The organism is Cupriavidus metallidurans CH34 (genome assembly GCF_000196015.1).
Lineage (GTDB): Bacteria > Pseudomonadota > Gammaproteobacteria > Burkholderiales > Burkholderiaceae > Cupriavidus > Cupriavidus metallidurans.
In genome coordinates this window covers 3,802,744-3,820,505 of the sequence record NC_007973.1, presented here as the reverse complement: position 1 = coordinate 3,820,505, position 17,762 = coordinate 3,802,744, and the positions used below count along the sequence as shown (strand labels likewise).

Here is a 17,762-nt window from a genome sequence, read left to right as displayed (position 1 = left end):
CGAGTCATCGGCGCGGCGTACTTCCGGCGACTCTCGGCGACTCTCGGCGACAATGGCGGTCTCGTTTGCCAAACCGCCTTGTTGCCGATGACCGCTCCCGCCGCTTCGTTCGTCCCCCTGGATGCCGCCGCCACGGCGGCACGCCTGCCTTATCCGGAACTGGCCCAGGCCATCGCGGCCATGCTGGCCGAGTTGCGCGACGGGACCGCCATGGCGCCGCCGCGCATCGCGCTGCCGGTCGGTGACGCCGAGCGCGGGCATGGCACGCTGCTGGTCATGCCGGCACGCAACCGCGACATCGTGATGACCAAGAACATCACGGTGCATCCCGACAATCCGCAGCGAGGGCTGCCCAATATCCTCGGCGAGGTGGTCGTCGCCAACGCACACACTGGCGAACGGATCGCATTGCTCGATGGCCCGACCGTCACGGGCCGCCGCACGGCTGCCGTGTCGCTGCTCGCGGCCCAGTCGTTCGCGCCGGTGCCGGATGGCGAGCTTCTGATCGTCGGAGCAGGCGTGCAGGCGCAGACGCATCTGGAGGCGTTCGTGGCTGGCTTACCCGTTCGCAAGGTCTGGCTGCATTCGCGCACGCGAGACAAGGCCGAGGCGCTGGCGGAGCACGCTGGGCGCCTAGGCGTCTCGGCCACGGTGATCGACGATGTGGCGGAGGTGCTGCCGCGTGTGTCGATGGTGGTGACGGTGACATCGAGCCGCACGCCGGTCCTGCCCGATCTCGACAGCGGCCTGTGGACCGACCGCCATTTCATTGCTGCAGTTGGCGCATTCCGACCGGAAATGTGCGAATTGCCCCCGCGGCTTTGCCATGCGGCGGCGGCCAGTGGACGTCTGCTGGCGGACACGCTTTTCGGAATCGAGGACGAAGCGGGAGATCTGCTGCAGGCCGGCATCGACTGGCAGACCGTGCAGCCATTCGAGACGGCGATCCTGGAGGCTGACGCATTGCGTGCGCGGACCGGGAGTCCCCTCGTGTTCAAGAGCGTGGGCTACGCGCTCTGGGATCTTGCAGCCTGCGCGCTGGCCAGCAAAAAGTGACACAAAGTGCCTCCGCACAATACCCGAACGGGTGTTTGAGGACGGGCTGATGACGCCGGAAGGGCCATTTTTTCGAAATGGTCTTTCATGCTTGAAACAGAACCGTTGCGCGGAAGCGTCGATGCGTAGGCAAAAATCCGAAAATTCCTACTCAGACTTTGGGTTAACCCTGTCTTTAGGGCAAATCTTCTACCGTTGGGTAACCTGTTTGAAACAGTCGGGGCCCGGCGCGCAGGATAATGCGCCCCTAGCAGTGCGTTGTAACCAAAGGACGGAGTAAGAGGAACAATGAAGACGATCTATAAGAAGATGCTGGTGGCAGGCGCCGCCATGGCACTGGCTGGTGTTGCACAGGCTCAATCGGCAGGCAGCAATATGGTCAGTTTTGGCTGGATGCGGATCATGCCGACGGGCCACTCGGAATTTCTGACCATTGATTCGATTGGTGGCTTCCCGGTCGGCGCGCAGAAGCCGAACACGGGCGCGACGATCGATTCGGCCGATACGCTCGGCCTGACCTTCGCCCACTTCTTTACCGACAATATTTCGGCGGAATTCGTGCTCGGCGTGCCGCCGAAGCACAACGTGAGCGGCGATCGCGGCTACGAGAAGTACGGCAAGCTGGGCGAAGTGCGCCAGTGGAGCCCGGCCATCGTGGCCAAGTGGCACTTCTTCGACGCCAAGACCAAGTTCCGCCCGTACGTCGGTCTCGGTGTGAACTACACCTGGTTCACGGGCGAATCCGTGACCAACCAGTCGTTCGTGCAAGGTGAATTCGGTCCGGGCTCGCACATGACCGCAAGCGCCAAGTCGTCGTGGAACCCGGTGTTCAACGTCGGCGCCAGCTACGCCGTGACCGACAACTGGTTCGTCGGCTTCTCGGTGTCGTACGTGCCGGTCACCACCACGGCCAATTTCACGACGACGCTGGCCAACGGCGCGCAGGTCCAGTCGCACACGAAGATCAAGATCGATCCGGTCGTGACGTACCTGAACGTCGGCTATCGCTTCTGAGCCTTTCCGGCGCGGACGTGAAAAAGGGCACCCTCGGGTGCCCTTTCTTGTTTGGCGGCGACGATCAGCTTGCCGACTTGACCGGGTAGCCGGCACCTTCGATGGCCTGCTGCAGCGCCTGGCGGTCCGCAGCCGACTCGACCTTGACCGATTGGGTTGGCACATCGGCCGATACGCGAGCAGCCGGGTCCACGGCTTGCACGGCGCGCGTGATGGAACCGACACAGTGGTTGCAGGACATGCCTTCGACTTGGAACTGGATCATGGTGATGACTCCTGTTGGGTTGGATCGGTGAGCAATGAATCTCGACGACAGGCTGAAGTGTGAACCTTCCCACCATGGGAAGCGCAAGTGTCGCGTGCGACTCAACAAATCCTTGACCTTCCAATGGTGGTAAGGTTCACAGTGCAGTTGTCGCGCTCCGTCGCTCAGATTCCACGACTCCGATGACCCATCCTGCCGCATCTCTCCAACCATCCGAATGGCGTCTACCTGTTGAGGGTATGACGTGTGCTTCGTGCGTGCGCCGCGTGGAAACGGCGCTGGCCAAGGTGCCCGGCGTGCATGACGTCGCGGTCAATCTGGCCACCGAGCAGGCCACGCTGCAAGCGGATAGCCCCGAAGTGCTGAACGCGGCTGCCAAGGCCGTGGCCGATGCCGGCTACGACGTGCCGCGCGCCGAGATCGAACTCAATATCGCCGATATGACCTGCGCGTCATGCGTGGGCCGTGTCGAGCGTGCGTTGCGCGCCGTGCCGGGCGTGGTGGACGCGCAGGTGAACCTGGCCACTGAGCGTGCCACGGTCACCGTGCTGCGCGGCGCGGCCGATGTGGCGACGCTGGCCGCCGCCGTGGAGCGTGCCGGGTACGGCGCCACGCCGGTGGTCGAAGCCGCTGCCGCAGCGGTGGGTACGGCCGAGGCCGGTCCCGGTTTCTGGGCCGGCCCGTGGCCGGTGGTGATCTCGGCAGCGCTGTCGTTGCCGCTGGTGATGCCGATGGTGTTCGAATGGTTCGGCATTCACGCGATGCTGCCGGGCTGGGTGCAATGGGCGCTGGCCACGCCGGTGCAGTTCGTGTTCGGCTGGCGCTTCTACAAGGCGGGCTGGAAGGCGGTGCGCGCCGGTGCCGGCAATATGGACCTGCTGGTCGCGCTCGGCACCTCGGCGGCGTACTTTCTGTCGATCTGGCAGATGGCCGAGGCTGGCGATGCCATGCCACATCTCTATTTCGAAAGCGCGGCCGTGGTGATCACGCTGGTGCGGCTGGGCAAATGGCTCGAGACACGGGCCAAGCGCCAGACGGCCGACGCGATCCGCGCGCTGGCTGCCTTGCGCCCCGATACCGCACAGGTACGCCGCAACGGCGTGGAGCAGACCGTGCCGCTGGCCAGCGTGCGTGTTGGCGATGAGATCGTGGTGCGTCCCGGCGAGCGGATTCCGGTAGACGCCGATGTCGTGGAAGGCAGCAGCCATGCCGACGAATCGATGCTGACCGGGGAATCGGTACCCGTGCCCAAGCAGCCCGGCGACAGGTTGACCGGTGGCTCCATCAACTACGACGGGTTGCTGGTGGCACGCACGGCGGCCGTCGGCGCCGAGACCGTACTGGCGAAGATCATCCGCATGGTCGAACATGCCCAGGCCGCGAAGGCGCCGATTCAGCGCATGGTTGACCAGGTCAGCGCGGTATTCGTACCAATCGTACTGGTGATCGCGCTGGCGACGCTGCTTGGCTGGGGCTTGGTCGTGGGCGACTGGACCACCGCATTGCTCAACGCCGTGGCGGTGCTCGTGATCGCCTGCCCGTGCGCGCTGGGTCTGGCCACGCCGACCGCGATCATGGCGGGCACTGGCGCGGGCGCCCGCGCGGGCATCCTGATCAAGGACGCGGAGGCGCTCGAGGTGGCGCATCGCGTATCGGTAGTGGCTTTCGACAAGACCGGGACGCTGACCGTGGGCAAGCCCGAGGTGGTGGCGTTGCATGCCGCCGATGGCGACGAGCCCGCATTGCTGGCGAAGCTGGCCGCACTCCAGGCCGGCAGCGAGCATCCGCTGGCACGCGCGGTGACGACGCTTGCCACGGAACGTGGCATCACCGTGCCAGCGGTCACTGACGTGCGCGCGCTGCCAGGACGCGGTATCGCTGGCATCGTTGCATGGCAGGCGCTGCAACTCGGCAGCGATGGCCTGCGTGCCTCGTTGCAGGCCGATGCGGGGGCGCTGCAGACCGAAGCCGAGCGGCTGCGTGGCGAAGGCCGCACCGTCTCCTGGCTGATCGATACAGACCAGCGCCGCGTGCTGGGGCTGGTGGCATTCGGCGACGCGCTCAAGCCGGGCGCCGCTGCCGCGATCGCACGCCTGCGTGAGGCCGGCATCCGCACGGTGATGCTGACGGGCGACAACGCAGGCGCCGCGGCGCGTGTGGGCAAGCAACTGGGGCTCGACGAAGTACAGGCCGAGGTGATGCCGGAAGACAAGGCGGCGCGCGTCGTCGCACTCAAGCGCGGTGGAGAGGCCGTGGTGGCGATGGTGGGCGACGGCATCAACGATGCCCCCGCGCTGGCGGCGGCCGATGTTGGCATCGCCATGTCCACTGGCACGGACGTGGCGATGCACGCGGCCGGCATCACGCTGATGCGTGGCGACCCGGCGCTGGTTGCCGATGCGCTGGCCGTGTCGCATCGCACGGTGCGCAAGATTCGCCAGAACCTGTTCTGGGCCTTCATCTACAACGTGATCGGCATTCCGCTCGCGGCGGCCGGTCTGCTCAATCCGGTCGTGGCGGGCGCCGCCATGGCATTTTCAAGTGTCAGCGTGGTCAGCAACGCACTGCTGCTGCGCCGCTGGCATCCGCTCGCAGGCAGTGGCCACAAGGAGGTAACGCAATGAACATCGGAGAAGCCGCGGAAGCCTCGGGCGTTTCCGCAAAGATGATTCGCCACTACGAGTCGATCGGACTGGTCGATGCGCCGCCGCGCAGCGAGGGCGGGTATCGGCGGTATGACGAACGCGCGGTGCACACCTTGCGCTTCGTGCGACGGGCCCGTAATCTCGGATTCTCGCTCGACGAGATTCGCGGTCTGTTGTCGCTCTGGCATGACCGGGCGCGCGCCAGCGCGGATGTGAAGGCGCTGACGCTCAAGCACGTGGCCGACCTGGAGGTCCGCATCGCCGAACTCGCTGCGATGCGCGACACACTGCGGTCGCTGGCCGAAGCGTGCACGGGGGATGACCGGCCCGACTGCCCGATCCTGTCGGATATGGCCCGTGCCGACAGCGAGGATCGCCCGGCCTGCCATCACTAAGTGCTGGCGGCCCGGGGCCGGGGGAGCGCAGGCGTCAGCGGGACTGAAGGATCCAGATCCAGATCACTAACAACAAGCAGGCGTACCCGACGAGGAGACGTGTGGGATGAATGAACCTGTGACCGCCGCTGGCCTTCCAGGCGCGCGCGAATCCGCCGTAACCGGAGCCGTACCCACCGAAACACGCCAACGAATGCGCGATGGCACCGAACTGCTGCTGCGCACCTGGCTGCCTGATCCCCAACGCTTTGCCGAGCCGCTTGGCACGGTGCTGCTGGTACATGGGCTGGCCGAGCATAGCGGGCGCTATGGCCACGTTGCTGCAGCGCTTTGCGCGCTCGGCCTGCGCGTGCGGGCCTACGACCATCGCGGCCACGGCGCGAGTGGCGGGCCGCGCATGGTGGCGCCCACGCCGGACAGCTATCTCGACGATCTGGCCGAAATCTACGATGGTGCAATGCGGCAATGGAACGAATTGCCGATCGTGCTCGGGCACAGCATGGGCGGACTCATTGCTGCGCGCTTTGCCACCGCGCGCGTGCGGCCGATCCGCGCGCTGGTGCTGTCGTCGCCCGCGCTGGCGCTTCGTCTGTCCAATTCTATGCTTACGATGCATCGAGTGCTACTTGCTTTGATGCCTCGTATTCGTGTGCCGAATCCCATTGATGCCCGGCTGTTGTCCCACGATGTCGAAGTGGGGCGCGCATATCGCACCGATCCGCTGGTGCAGGGGACGATCAGCGCCAGCGTGCTGGAGACATTCATCCGGGGAATGCCGCAGGCCCTGGCTGATGCGCCGCGGCTGGAAGCGCCCATGCTGATGCTCGTGGGTGGCGCGGACCGCATCGTCGATCCGGAGGGCAGCCGCATCTTCTTCGAGAGCGCGCCAGAGGATCTGCGCGAGATGGTCTGGTTCGACACTGGCTATCACGAGATATTCAATGAAGCTGAGCCGTTGCGCGGCGAGGTGTTTGCGGCACTGACCGGCTGGCTGCGGCAGCGCCTGGAGACTCCGGCAAAGCACTGACGGCGGAAGCACCCCGAGTCGTGCGATGATTTCGGGCATTCCAGCAGTAACTGCCGGTGTCTGAATAGGATCGCAGGGAAATGGAGACGTTCGACTACATCATCGTGGGTGCGGGTTCGGCGGGTTGTGTGCTGGCCAACCGGCTGACGCAGGACAGCGATGTCAACGTGCTGCTGCTCGAAGCGGGCGGCAAGGACGACTATCACTGGATTCATATTCCAGTCGGCTATCTCTATTGCATCGGCAATCCGCGCACCGACTGGCTCTATCGCACCGTGGCCGAAGCCGGCCTGAACGGCCGCTCGCTCGGCTATCCGCGTGGCCGTGTGCTGGGCGGGTCATCGTCGATCAACGGCATGATCTACATGCGTGGCCAACGCGAGGACTACGACGACTGGGCACGCATCACTGGCGATGACGGCTGGCGCTGGGACAACGTGCTGCCGTTCTTCAAACGCAGCGAGGACCATCACCGTGGCGCGAACGAGTTCCACGGGGCCGGCGGCGAATGGCGCGTGGAAGCGCAGCGGCTGCGCTGGGAAATCCTCGAGTGCTTCATCGAGGCCGCCGAGCAGGCTGGCATTCCCCGTACCGACGATTTCAATCGTGGCGACAACTTCGGCGTGGGATATTTCGAGGTCAACCAGCGTCGCGGCATTCGATGGAATACGTCGAAGGCGTTCCTGCGCCGTGCGGCGGAACGGCCCAACCTGACCATCGTCACCGGCGCGCAGGTCAGCGCGTTGACGTTCGATAGCCCGGACGGCCTGCGCTGCACCGGCGTGCAATACCTGGGCGGTGGCCAGCCCCACGAGGCGCGCGCGAAGCAGGAGGTGATACTTGCTGCCGGCGCGATTGGCTCGCCGCAGTTGCTGGAGCTCGCGGGCATCGGCCAGCCAGACCGGCTGCAGGCGCTGGGCATCCGCGTGCGCCACGCGCTGCGCGGTGTGGGCGAGAATCTGCAGGATCACCTGCAGTTGCGTTCGGTGGTCAAGGTCCAGGGCGTGCGCACGCTCAACACGCAGGCGGCGCATTGGTGGGGCAAGCTTGGCATCGGCCTGCAATACGCCTTCAACCAGAGCGGGCCGATGAGCATGGCGCCGTCGCAACTCGGCGCGTTCGCGCGCAGCGATCCGGAGCAGCCTCGCGCCAATATCGAATACCACGTGCAGCCGCTGTCGCTGGACAAGTTCGGCGATCCATTGCACAGCTTCAATGCCTTCACGGCGAGCGCCTGCAATCTGCGCCCCACGTCGCGCGGCAGCGTGCATATCGAAGACACCGATTTCCGTCGCGCGCCATTGATCGCGCCGAACTATCTGTCCACCGAGGAAGACCGCAAGGTCGCCGCCGATTCGATCCGCCTGACGCGGCGCATCGTGTCTTCGCCGGCATTGGCGCGCTACAAGCCGCAGGAGTATCTGCCCGGCGCAACATTCCAGACCGACGAGGAACTGGCGGAAGCTGCTGGCGCGATCGGCACGACAATTTTCCATCCCGTCGGCACTTGCCGCATGGGTGGCGCGGACGATGCCGACGCCGTCGTCGACAACCGCCTTCGCGTGCGGGGCATCAGTGGTCTGCGCGTGGTCGATGCGTCGGTGATGCCGTTGATCACGTCCGGCAATACGAACTCGCCGACGATCATGATTGCCGAGCGCGCCAGCGATATGATCCGCGCGGATCGCAAGGCAAGCGCTGGTAATCCGGACATCGTCACGGCGCCGTCACCAGCAGTCACTGCATAGTCAGTATGCGGTGCGACACGCACCGCATGAAGACCTGCTGATTACATCATCTTCACGCAGTTTCGACGTCTCTCGCAGACGTCGGTACGCGCTCGCACGTCTGTCGCGTGGGTGACATATCGTGCATGTATTACGCCTAGTGCAAACCCCGATGTTTTGCGACGCAGCAGGCGCACACAATAGTCGCCGGCATATCGGTGCCGCAGGCTCCACTTGGTGCTGCGCCACCGCGCCAGTCCGGCAGCCGCGCCGAATCACACCTACAAAGCGGCAACCATGGCGACACAGCGCCGGAGTTCGAACCATTGTCAGTTGCCGGCAAAAATCCGGCATCGCAGCAAGAGGGCGGGCAGGAGACTATGACTCAGGAAACTATCCTGGAAACGAAGAACCTGACGAAGGAATTCAAAGGGTTCACCGCGGTAAGCGACGTCAACCTGCGGGTGCGACGCGGTTCGATTCACGCATTGATCGGGCCGAACGGCGCGGGCAAGACCACCTGCTTCAATCTGCTCACGAAATTCCTTGAGCCGACGACCGGCACGATCCTGTTCAACGGCATCGACATCACGCGCGAGAAGCCCGCGCAGATCGCACGCCGGGGCGTGATCCGTTCGTTCCAGATTTCGGCAGTGTTCCCGCACCTGACCGTGCGCGAGAACGTGCGCATCGGCCTGCAGCGCCAGCTTGGCACCGCGTTCCAGTTCTGGCGTAGCGAGCGTTCGCTCGATGTGCTCAACGGGCGTGCGATGGAGCTGCTCGATCAGGTGGGCCTGACCGAGTACGCCGAGACCGTCACCGTCAATCTTCCCTATGGCCGCAAGCGCGCGCTGGAGATCGCCACCACGCTGGCGATGGAGCCGGAACTGATGCTGCTCGACGAGCCCACGCAGGGCATGGGCCATGAGGACGTGGACCGCGTGACGCAGTTGATCAAGAAAGTCTCCGCCGGCCGCACGATCCTGATGGTCGAGCACAACATGAGTGTGGTGTCGTCGATTGCCGACAAGATCACGGTGTTGCAGCGCGGCGCGATCCTGGCCGAGGGCCCGTACGCGGAGGTGTCGAAGGACCCGCGCGTGATGGAAGCGTACATGGGCACGGCCGACGCCGAGCTGCAGGGCGCGCATTAAGGGAGACGGACCATGGCGAACGACAACACTCCCGCGCTAGAGATCAAGGACCTGCACGCCTGGTACGGCGAGTCGCACATCCTGCATGGCGTGGACCTGACCGTGAACCGCGGCGAAGTGGTCACGCTGCTGGGCCGTAACGGCGCCGGCCGCACCACGACCATGCGCGCGATCATGGGCCTGACCGGCGCACGCAAGGGATCGATCAAGGTCAACGGACACGAGACGATCGGCCTGCCCACGCACAAGATCGCGCACTTCGGCATCGGCTACTGCCCGGAAGAGCGGGCGATCTTCTCGAGCCTGTCGTGTGAGGAAAACCTGCTGCTGCCGCCGATGCTCAAGGGCGCCAACGCAGGCAAGGGCATGAGCGAGGCCGAGATCTACGAGATGTTCCCGAACCTCAAGGAGCGGCGCCAGAGCCAGGGCACGCGCCTCTCGGGCGGCGAGCAGCAGATGTTGGCAGTGGGCCGCATCTTGCGCACTGGCGCGAACCTGCTGCTGCTCGACGAGATTTCCGAAGGCCTCGCGCCGGTCATCGTGCAGGCGCTGGCCCGCATGATCCTGATGCTCAAGAAGAAGGGCTACACGGTGGTGATGGTGGAGCAGAACTTCCGCTTCGCCGCGCCGCTGGCTGACCGCTTCTACGTGATGGAGCACGGCGCGATCGTCGAACGCTTCGCCGCGAACGAGCTGCAGGCCAAGATGCCCGTGCTCAACGAACTGCTTGGGGTCTGATCGACGGCGCCGCGTCTGCGGTGCCGTGGTCGCATTTAACTCGCATTGGTGGCAGGAACGGGCGGCGTGACTGCGCTGCCGCAACTCAGGAGACAACAAATGAAGATGACTCGACTGGCCGTCGCAGTGGCGGCGACTGTCCTTGGTGCGTTTGCAGGCGGCGCTTCGGCGCAGGTTTCGGGTGACACGGTAAAGATCGGCTACATCACCGACATGTCGGGCCTGTACGCCGACATCGACGGCCCGGGCGGCCTGGAAGCGGTGAAGATGGCCATCGAGGATCACGGTGGCAAGGTGCTGGGCAAGCCGATCGAACTGGTTTCGGCCGACCACCAGAACAAGGCCGACATCGCCGCCTCGAAGGCGCGCGAGTGGATGGACCAGCAGGGTCTGGACATGCTGCTGGGCGGCACCAACTCGGCTACCGGCCTGGCCATGAACAAGGTGGCGCAGGAGAAGAAGCGCGTCTACTTCAACGTGGGCGCGGGCACTGCCCGACTGACGAACGAAGAGTGCTCGCCGTACACGGTGCACTACGCCTATGACACGGTGGCGCTTGCCAAGGGCACCGGCAGCGCGGTGGTCAAGCAGGGCGGCAAGAAGTGGTTCTTCCTGACTGCCGACTACGCATTCGGTCACTCGCTCGAGAACGACACGGCAGCCGTGGTGAAGGCCAACGGCGGCACGGTGGTGGGTTCGGTGCGCCACCCGCTGTCGGCATCGGACTTCTCGTCGTTCCTGCTGCAGGCGCAGTCGTCAAAGGCTGACATCCTGGGCCTGGCCAACGCCGGTGGCGACACGATCAACGCGATCAAGGCGGCCAAGGAATTCGGCATCACGAAGAACATGAAGATCGCCGGCCTGCTGATGTTCATCAACGACATTCACTCGCTGGGTCTGAAGAACACCGAAGGCCTGCTGATGACCGACAGCTGGTACTGGGACATGAACGACGACACGCGCAAGTTCGCGAACCGCTTCTTCGGCAAGATGAAGAAGATGCCGAGCAGCCTGCAGGCAGCCGACTACTCCGCGATCAGCACGTACCTGAAGGCCGTGGAAGCCGCCAAGACCGATGATCCGGACAAGGTCATGGCCGAGCTGAAGAAGATGAAGATCAGCGACTTCTACAACAAGAGCTACATCCGTGCCGATGGCCGCAACATCCACGACATGTACCTGATGCAGGTGAAGGCGCCGGCCGATTCGAAGAAGCCGTGGGACTACCTGAAGATCGTAACGACGATCCCGGGCGACCAGGCGTTCACGACGCCGGCCGAGTCGAAGTGCGCGCTGTTGAAGAAGTAAGCGAAGCAGGCGAACCCGAGATGGTTTGCTCCCCTCTCCCGCGTGCGGGTGAGGGGCAGGGGGAGAGGGTCAGCACATCAGTATGCGAGGGCGGCAAATTGGTCCGCCAGACGATCTCCCCCGACCTCTCTCCCACTTGTGGGAGAGGGGAGACCCAGAAGGCAACTTAAGCCATGGATATTTTCGGAATACCGCTACCCGCCATGCTGTCCCAGCTGCTGCTGGGCCTGGTCAACGGCGCCTTCTACGCGATGCTGAGCCTTGGGCTGGCCGTGATCTTCGGCCTGCTCAACGTGATCAACTTCGCGCACGGCGCGCTCTTCATGCTCGGTGCCGTGCTGGCATGGGCGGGCATGGAGTACGTCGGACTCAATTACTGGGTGATGTTGATCCTCTCGCCGCTCGTGGTCGGCGTGCTGGGCGTCATCATCGAGAAGACGATGCTGCGCTGGATCTACAAGCTCGATCACATCTACGGCCTGCTGCTCACGCTGGGCATCACGCTGGTGATCGAAGGCGTGTTCCGCTCGATCTACGGGGTGTCGGGGCTGCCGTACTCGGCGCCCGATGCGCTGCAGGGCGCCACCGATCTCGGATTCATGATCCTGCCGAACTATCGCGCATGGGTGGTGGCCGCTTCGATCGTGGTGTGTCTGGCCACTTGGTTCGTGATCGAGAAGACCAAGCTCGGCGCGTACCTTCGCGCCGGCACCGAGAACCCCAAGATCGTCGAGGCGTTCGGTATCAACGTGCCGCTGATGGTCACGCTGACCTACGGCTTCGGCGTGGCGCTGGCAGCGTTTGCCGGCGTGCTGGCGGCACCGGTCATCCAGGTGTCGCCGTTGATGGGCCAGAACCTGATCATCATCGTGTTCGCGGTGGTGGTGATCGGCGGCATGGGCTCGATCATGGGATCGATCATCACGGGCCTGGGGCTCGGTGTGATCGAAGGCCTGACCAAGGTGTTCTACCCTGAAGCATCGTCGACTGTGGTGTTCTTCATCATGGTGATCGTGCTGATGCTGCGCCCGGCAGGGCTGTTCGGGAGGGAAAAGTGATGAGTGGACCGACCGGACAAACGACTGCGGCCGTGGAGGCCAAGGGCTTCAAGGAAGGAACGGGCGTGCAGAAGAAAGTGTTGTATGGCCTGCTGTTGCTGGGCCTGATCGCGGCGCCGCTGGCCGGCGCCTACCCGGTGTTCGTGCTCAAGGTGCTGTGCTTCGCGCTGTTCGCGTGCGCCTTCAACCTGCTGATCGGCTTCACGGGCCTGCTGTCGTTCGGCCACGCGGCGTTCTTCGGCGGCGCGGGCTATGCGGCAGGGCACGCGATGAAGGTCTGGGGCGTGACACCCGAGCTCGGCCTGATCTTCGGCACGCTGAGCGGCGCGGCGATCGGCTACGTGGTGGGCTCGCTGGCGATTCGCCGCCAGGGCATCTACTTCTCGATGATCACGCTGGCGCTGGCGCAGATGCTGTTCTTCTTCTGCCTGCAGGTGCCGTTGACGGGTGGTGAGGACGGGCTGCAGGGCATTCCGCGCGGCAAGCTGCTTGGCGTGCTGCCGCTTTCCGACGACCTGACCCTCTACTACGTGGCCCTGGTCATCATCGTGGCGGCGTTCGCGCTGATCGTGCGCACGGTGCACTCGCCGTTCGGCCAAATCTTGAAGGCCATCCGCGAGAACGAGCCGCGTGCCATTTCTCTGGGTTACGATGTCGACCGCTTCAAGCTGCTGGCCTTCGTGCTTTCGGCAGCGCTCTCCGGTCTGGCGGGCTCGATCAAGGCGCTGGTGCTCGGCTTCGAGACGCTGACGGACGTGCACTGGTCGATGTCGGGCTCGGTGATCCTGATGACGCTGGTGGGCGGACTGGGCACACTGTCCGGCCCGATCGTCGGTGCGTTCGTGGTGGTGGCGCTCGAGAACAAGCTGGGCGATATCGGCACGTTCCTGGCCTCGGTGACCGGCCTCGACTGGTTCAATTCGCTGGGCGAATCGGTGACGATGGTGACGGGCGTGATCTTCGTGATCTGCGTGCTGACGTTCCGCCGCGGGATCATGGGCGAGCTGATCGCACTCACGAGCCGGAAGAAATAGCAAGGGTGTGAAGACGGGTCGACATGCCCGATTTTGGGGCTAGGGTTATTGCTGACTTGTTTCATACGCACCGCTTCGTTACATTCCATATACGGTTTTCGCAGGTTACTTGGAGGCGGAAGCGAGGAGACGACAGGCGCGCACCCGGTGTCGGGTAGCAGCAGCCAATACGATAAAAGGGCGTTGCCGGGTGATCCCCAGCAACGCCTTTTTCATTTCTGGCGCCTGAATATCAACTTTCAGTCACTTCTCCAGCGTTCATGTCGATGGGAAGTGCGGGTGATGCAACTTCGGCATGACCGTCCGCAAAGCCCCATGCGACAATGCCGGCCAGCTTCCAAGGCCCGGTCATGTCCGTCCATCCCGACTCCCCGATTCCCATTGAAACGCAGCGCTGGGTACGCCCAGGCGTGGCAGCCGACGCGCCCGTCCTGGACGCCTGGCTGATGGCGCGCGCGCCATTGGCGGTGCCCGAGGCGCGCGGGCGGCGGCTGGCGCTGGACGCCTTGCTGGAGCAGGGCGGACACGGCATCTGCCTGATCGCAGGCATCGACGCGGTGCGCGCGCTATTGCCCGTGGTGCTTGTCCACAGCTTGTCCACAGGTGGGAGGATGGCAATGGTGACCGAGTGGTGGCCGCCGGAATCCGGCGATGCCGACGACTGGCTGGCCGAGTGCTGCATCGTGCTGGCCGAGTGGTGCCGGGCTCACGGCATCCGTCACGCCATGCTGGCACCCGGACTGATCGCCGATGCCGCGCGCGCGCCAGCCGGCTTCGTGCGGGGGGCCGAAGGCCTCTGGCGCGGCAACCTCGTACCGACAGCCAAGCATCTGGGCTGACAGGCGCTTCCGAACCCTTCCTGATTGTTCATCCATGGAGTTTGTCTTTCTGGCCGCGGCCGCCTTTCTGGCCGGAGTGATCGATGCTGTCGCTGGCGGCGGCGGGCTGGTGCAGGTACCGGCCCTGTTTTCCACTTATCCCAATATGTCGCCCGCCACGCTGATCGGCACCACCAAGGTGGCGTCGCTGGCGGGCACCGCCAACGCCGCGACACGCTATGCGCGCAAGGTGCGGATTTACTGGGGCGCCACGGCGCCGGCAATGCTTGCCGCATTCGTGATGGCGATGGCCGGGGCCTGGACCCTGACCAAGATTCCGGCTGAGCCGCTACGCAAGGCACTGCCGCTGGTGTTGCTGGTGCTGCTGATCTACACCGTAGCCAAGAAGAACCTGGGTGCAGAGCACGCGCCAACCCTGACGGGGACGCGTGAGCGCGTGGCCGCCTTGCTCGCGGGCGCGGTGATTGGCTTCTATGACGGTGCCTTCGGTCCGGGTACCGGCAGCTTCCTGATGATCGTTTTCGTACGGGTGTTTGGTTACGACTTCCTGCACGCGTCGGCGTCGGCCAAGGTCGTCAACCTGGCCACCAATCTTGCGGCGCTGCTGCTGCTGGCATCCAAGGGACATATCTGGTGGCAGCTTGGCCTGATCATGGCCGCGGCAAACGTTGCCGGCAGCCAGGTGGGCAGCAAGCTTGCGCTGCGCCATGGCAGCGCCTTCGTGCGCAAGGTGTTCATCGCCGTGGTGAGCGCGCTGATCCTGAAGACGGCCTACGACGCGTTCCTGCGTTGAGCATGGTGGTCGGCGTGGGGCAACAGGGGAGCAACAACCCTCAACTGTTGCGCTCGCGCGGCTGCGGGTTAATCCCGCTTTCGCTACAAGATCGCTGTGTTAGACTCAATTCGCATTCCCGACCGCGCGGTCGGGAAATGCAGCTGCGCAACCGGGGGTAAAAAGCGCAGGACGGGAAAAAACGGGGCGATCTTCGACGTTCCCGATAGTGACGCGGATGCCGGCGCTGCATCTGCCAGAGAGCCCGAACAACGGGCCGCAACAAAAAACTGGAGGCATCCGCCGGCCGGAAGCCGGCGGATGCCTTTTTCCGTTTTTGGAACCGAAGGAGACGCAATGACATTCAAGCGTGCCAGCTTGCTGGCTCTTGCCGCCGCCAGCCTGTTCGCCGGCGCAGCCAACGCCCAGGTGAAGGTTGGAGTCACGGTATCGGCCACGGGCCCTGCCGCATCGCTCGGCATTCCCGAGAAGAATACGTTCACGCTGCTGCCGAAGGAGATCGCAGGCAAGAAGATCGAGTACATCGTGCTCGACGACGCCACCGACACGACCACGGCGGTCAAGAACACGCGCAAGCTGATCAGCGAGGACAAGGTAGACGTGGTGGTGGGCTCCACCGTCACGCCGAACTCGCTGGCGATGGTGGACGTTGCCGCCGAGAGTGAAACGCCGATGATCTCGATGGCCGCGTCGGCGCGCATTATCGAACCGATGGATGCCAAGCGCGCGTGGATTTTCAAGACGCCGCAGAACGACTCGCACATGGCCACCGCCATCGCCGAGCACATGACCAACAACAACGTGAAGACGGTGGCGTTCATCGGCTTCGCGGATGCCTATGGCGATAGCTGGGGTCAGGAGTTCGCCAAGGTCGCCGAGATGCGCAAGATCAAGGTGGTCGCCAACGAACGGTTTGCGCGCACCGATAACTCTGTGACCGGGCAGGTGCTGAAGATGATGGGCGCCAATCCGGATGCGGTGCTGATCGCTGGTTCGGGTACGCCGGCCGCGCTGCCGGAGAAGGCGCTCAAGGAGCGCGGCTACAAGGGCAAGATCTACCAGACGCACGGTGTGGCCAACCCCGACTTCCTGCGCGTGTGCGGCAAGGACTGCGAAGGCACGTTCCTGCCTGCCGGCCCGCTGCTGGTGGCCGAGCAACTGCCTGACAGCAATCCGGTCAAGAAGCCGGCCCTGACGTACAAGACGGCTTACGAGAAGGCCTTCGGCGGTCAGGTGTCGACGTTCGGCGGCCATGCCTGGGACGCGGGCCTGCTGCTGCAGAACGCGATTCCTGAAGCGCTCAAGAAGGGTCAGCCCGGCACGAAGGAGTTCCGCAAGGCGCTGCGCGATGCGCTCGAGAAGACCACGAACCTGCCGGTGTCGCACGGCATCATCAACATGACCCCCACCGACCACCTCGGCATGGACCAGCGCGCGCGCGTGATGGTGCAGATCGTCGACGGCAAGTGGAAGCTGCAGAAGTAAGCGGGAGATAAGTCGCGCGGGGTAAGCGTGGTACGGAAGGGCGCATGGAGTTTGCCATGCGCCCTTTTTTTACCTCCGCATCCGGGCGGCCACGTTTGACGGCAGTGGAGGCAGCAGAGGGAATCGCGTTGCCTTGCTTCATCCATGACAACGAGTAGACACGAGTAGACAATGGACCTATCGATTGCGGCCATTCTGGCGCAGGACGGCATCACCTCCGGCGCGATCTACGCGCTGCTGGCACTGGCGCTGGTGCTGGTGTTCTCGGTGACGCGCGTCATCTTCATCCCCCAGGGCGAGTTTGTTGCATACGGCGCGCTGACGCTTGCAGCGATGCAGGCCGGCCATGCACCCAAGACGACGTGGCTGTTGCTCACGATGGGCGTGCTGACATTTCTCTATGAGTGCGTGACCGTGATGCGCAGCCCCGAGTTGCGCAGTACCGCGCCGCGGAGGTTGGCGATTCTCGCGGGCAAGTACCTGCTGTTTCCGGGTGCCGTGCATCTGGTGGTGCAGCAGTACGGTGGTCAACCCTTGCCGATGCTCGCGCAGATCGCGCTGACGCTGCTCGTTGTGATTCCGCTCGGACCGATGCTGTATCGGCTCGCGTACCAGCCCTTGGCGGAGGCGAGCACGCTGGTGCTGCTGATCGTATCCGTTGGGGTGCATTTCGCACTGGTGGGCTTGGGGCTCGTGATGTTCGGCGCGGAAGGGTCGCGCACGACGGCGTTCTCCGATGCGCGCTTCGAAGTTGGCAGTCTCACCATATCGGGGCAAAGCCTCTGGGTCGTGGCGGTGTCGGCATTGCTGATTGGCGCGCTCTGGTTCTATTTCGATCGCACGCTGCAGGGCAAGGCATTGCGTGCCACGGCGGTGAACCGGCTTGGCGCGCGTCTGGTCGGCATCGGTACCACGCAGGCGGGCCGCCTGTCGTTCACGCTGGCTGCGGCGATGGGCGCGCTGTGCGGCATCCTGATCGCGCCGCTGACGACGATCTACTACGAGTCCGGATTCCTGGTTGGTCTCAAGGGCTTCGTTGGAGCGATCGTCGGCGGTCTTGTCAGCTATCCGGTGGCCGCGCTTGGCGCGCTGCTGGTGGGGCTGCTTGAATCGTATTCGTCGTTCTGGGCCAGCGCGTTCAAGGAGGTGATCGTCTTCACGCTGATCCTTCCGGTGCTGTTGTGGCGCTCGCTCACGAGCCGGCATGTCGAGGAAGAGGAGTAA

Annotated in this window: 16 protein-coding genes; 15 read left to right on the top strand and 1 reads right to left on the bottom strand. The window is 64.3% G+C overall.

Annotation, left to right across the window (positions count from 1 at the left end; translation table 11 throughout):
* Window positions 1–87: 87 nt before the first annotated feature.
* Window positions 88–1,056, top strand: coding sequence for a delta(1)-pyrroline-2-carboxylate reductase family protein (locus RMET_RS17720; RefSeq protein ID WP_011517946.1), 969 nt, complete (start codon window positions 88–90; stop codon window positions 1,054–1,056).
* A gap of 288 nt (window positions 1,057–1,344) precedes the next feature.
* On the top strand, window positions 1,345–2,070 hold the full coding sequence (locus RMET_RS17715) for an OmpW/AlkL family protein (RefSeq protein ID WP_008640969.1): 726 nt from the start codon (window positions 1,345–1,347) through the stop codon (window positions 2,068–2,070).
* 64 nt (window positions 2,071–2,134) lie between these two features.
* Here RMET_RS17715 and RMET_RS17710 read toward each other — a convergent pair whose 3' ends face one another.
* Window positions 2,135–2,335: a heavy-metal-associated domain-containing protein gene (locus RMET_RS17710; protein WP_008640966.1), complete on the bottom strand. Its 201-nt coding sequence runs from the start codon at window positions 2,333–2,335 to the stop codon at window positions 2,135–2,137.
* Between the two features lie 182 nt (window positions 2,336–2,517).
* Between RMET_RS17710 and RMET_RS17705 the strand changes: the two genes are divergently transcribed.
* The 13 genes from RMET_RS17705 to RMET_RS17645 all read left to right on the top strand — a co-directional run bounded on the left by RMET_RS17705 (window position 2,518) and on the right by RMET_RS17645 (window position 17,762).
* The gene (locus RMET_RS17705) at window positions 2,518–4,959 is read left to right on the top strand and encodes a heavy metal translocating P-type ATPase (RefSeq protein ID WP_011517944.1); all 2,442 of its coding nucleotides are present in this window, start codon (window positions 2,518–2,520) and stop codon (window positions 4,957–4,959) included.
* On the top strand, window positions 4,956–5,375 hold the full coding sequence (gene cueR / locus RMET_RS17700; protein ID WP_008648660.1) for a Cu(I)-responsive transcriptional regulator: 420 nt from the start codon (window positions 4,956–4,958) through the stop codon (window positions 5,373–5,375). The genes RMET_RS17705 and cueR overlap by 4 nt, the downstream gene beginning before the upstream one ends.
* A gap of 106 nt (window positions 5,376–5,481) precedes the next feature.
* A complete protein-coding gene (locus RMET_RS17695) occupies window positions 5,482–6,402 on the top strand; it encodes an alpha/beta hydrolase (RefSeq protein WP_029306851.1) in 921 nt (306 codons plus the stop codon).
* Window positions 6,403–6,482: 80 nt separating this feature from the next.
* On the top strand, window positions 6,483–8,150 hold the full coding sequence (locus RMET_RS17690) for a GMC family oxidoreductase (RefSeq protein WP_011517942.1): 1,668 nt from the start codon (window positions 6,483–6,485) through the stop codon (window positions 8,148–8,150).
* A 359-nt stretch (window positions 8,151–8,509) separates the two neighbouring features.
* A complete protein-coding gene (locus tag RMET_RS17685) occupies window positions 8,510–9,283 on the top strand; it encodes an ABC transporter ATP-binding protein (RefSeq protein ID WP_008648866.1) in 774 nt (257 codons plus the stop codon).
* 12 nt (window positions 9,284–9,295) lie between these two features.
* A complete protein-coding gene (locus tag RMET_RS17680; protein ID WP_008648867.1) occupies window positions 9,296–10,021 on the top strand; it encodes an ABC transporter ATP-binding protein in 726 nt (241 codons plus the stop codon).
* A 99-nt stretch (window positions 10,022–10,120) separates the two neighbouring features.
* The gene (locus tag RMET_RS17675; protein WP_011517940.1) at window positions 10,121–11,329 is read left to right on the top strand and encodes an ABC transporter substrate-binding protein; all 1,209 of its coding nucleotides are present in this window, start codon (window positions 10,121–10,123) and stop codon (window positions 11,327–11,329) included.
* A gap of 173 nt (window positions 11,330–11,502) precedes the next feature.
* Window positions 11,503–12,387: a branched-chain amino acid ABC transporter permease gene (locus RMET_RS17670; RefSeq protein ID WP_008652243.1), complete on the top strand. Its 885-nt coding sequence runs from the start codon at window positions 11,503–11,505 to the stop codon at window positions 12,385–12,387.
* Window positions 12,387–13,421, top strand: a complete 1,035-nt coding sequence (locus RMET_RS17665) for a branched-chain amino acid ABC transporter permease (RefSeq protein WP_011517939.1) — start codon at window positions 12,387–12,389, stop codon at window positions 13,419–13,421. The genes RMET_RS17670 and RMET_RS17665 overlap by 1 nt, the downstream gene beginning before the upstream one ends.
* A gap of 350 nt (window positions 13,422–13,771) precedes the next feature.
* Window positions 13,772–14,260, top strand: a complete 489-nt coding sequence (locus tag RMET_RS17660) for a hypothetical protein (protein WP_231108916.1) — start codon at window positions 13,772–13,774, stop codon at window positions 14,258–14,260.
* Between the two features lie 34 nt (window positions 14,261–14,294).
* Window positions 14,295–15,053, top strand: coding sequence for a sulfite exporter TauE/SafE family protein (locus RMET_RS17655; protein ID WP_011517937.1), 759 nt, complete (start codon window positions 14,295–14,297; stop codon window positions 15,051–15,053).
* Between the two features lie 336 nt (window positions 15,054–15,389).
* Entirely contained in the window at window positions 15,390–16,538 is a 1,149-nt protein-coding gene (locus RMET_RS17650) for an ABC transporter substrate-binding protein (RefSeq protein WP_008650179.1), read from the top strand.
* 171 nt (window positions 16,539–16,709) lie between these two features.
* Complete coding sequence (locus tag RMET_RS17645) at window positions 16,710–17,762, top strand: branched-chain amino acid ABC transporter permease (protein ID WP_011517936.1); 1,053 nt, start codon at window positions 16,710–16,712, stop codon at window positions 17,760–17,762.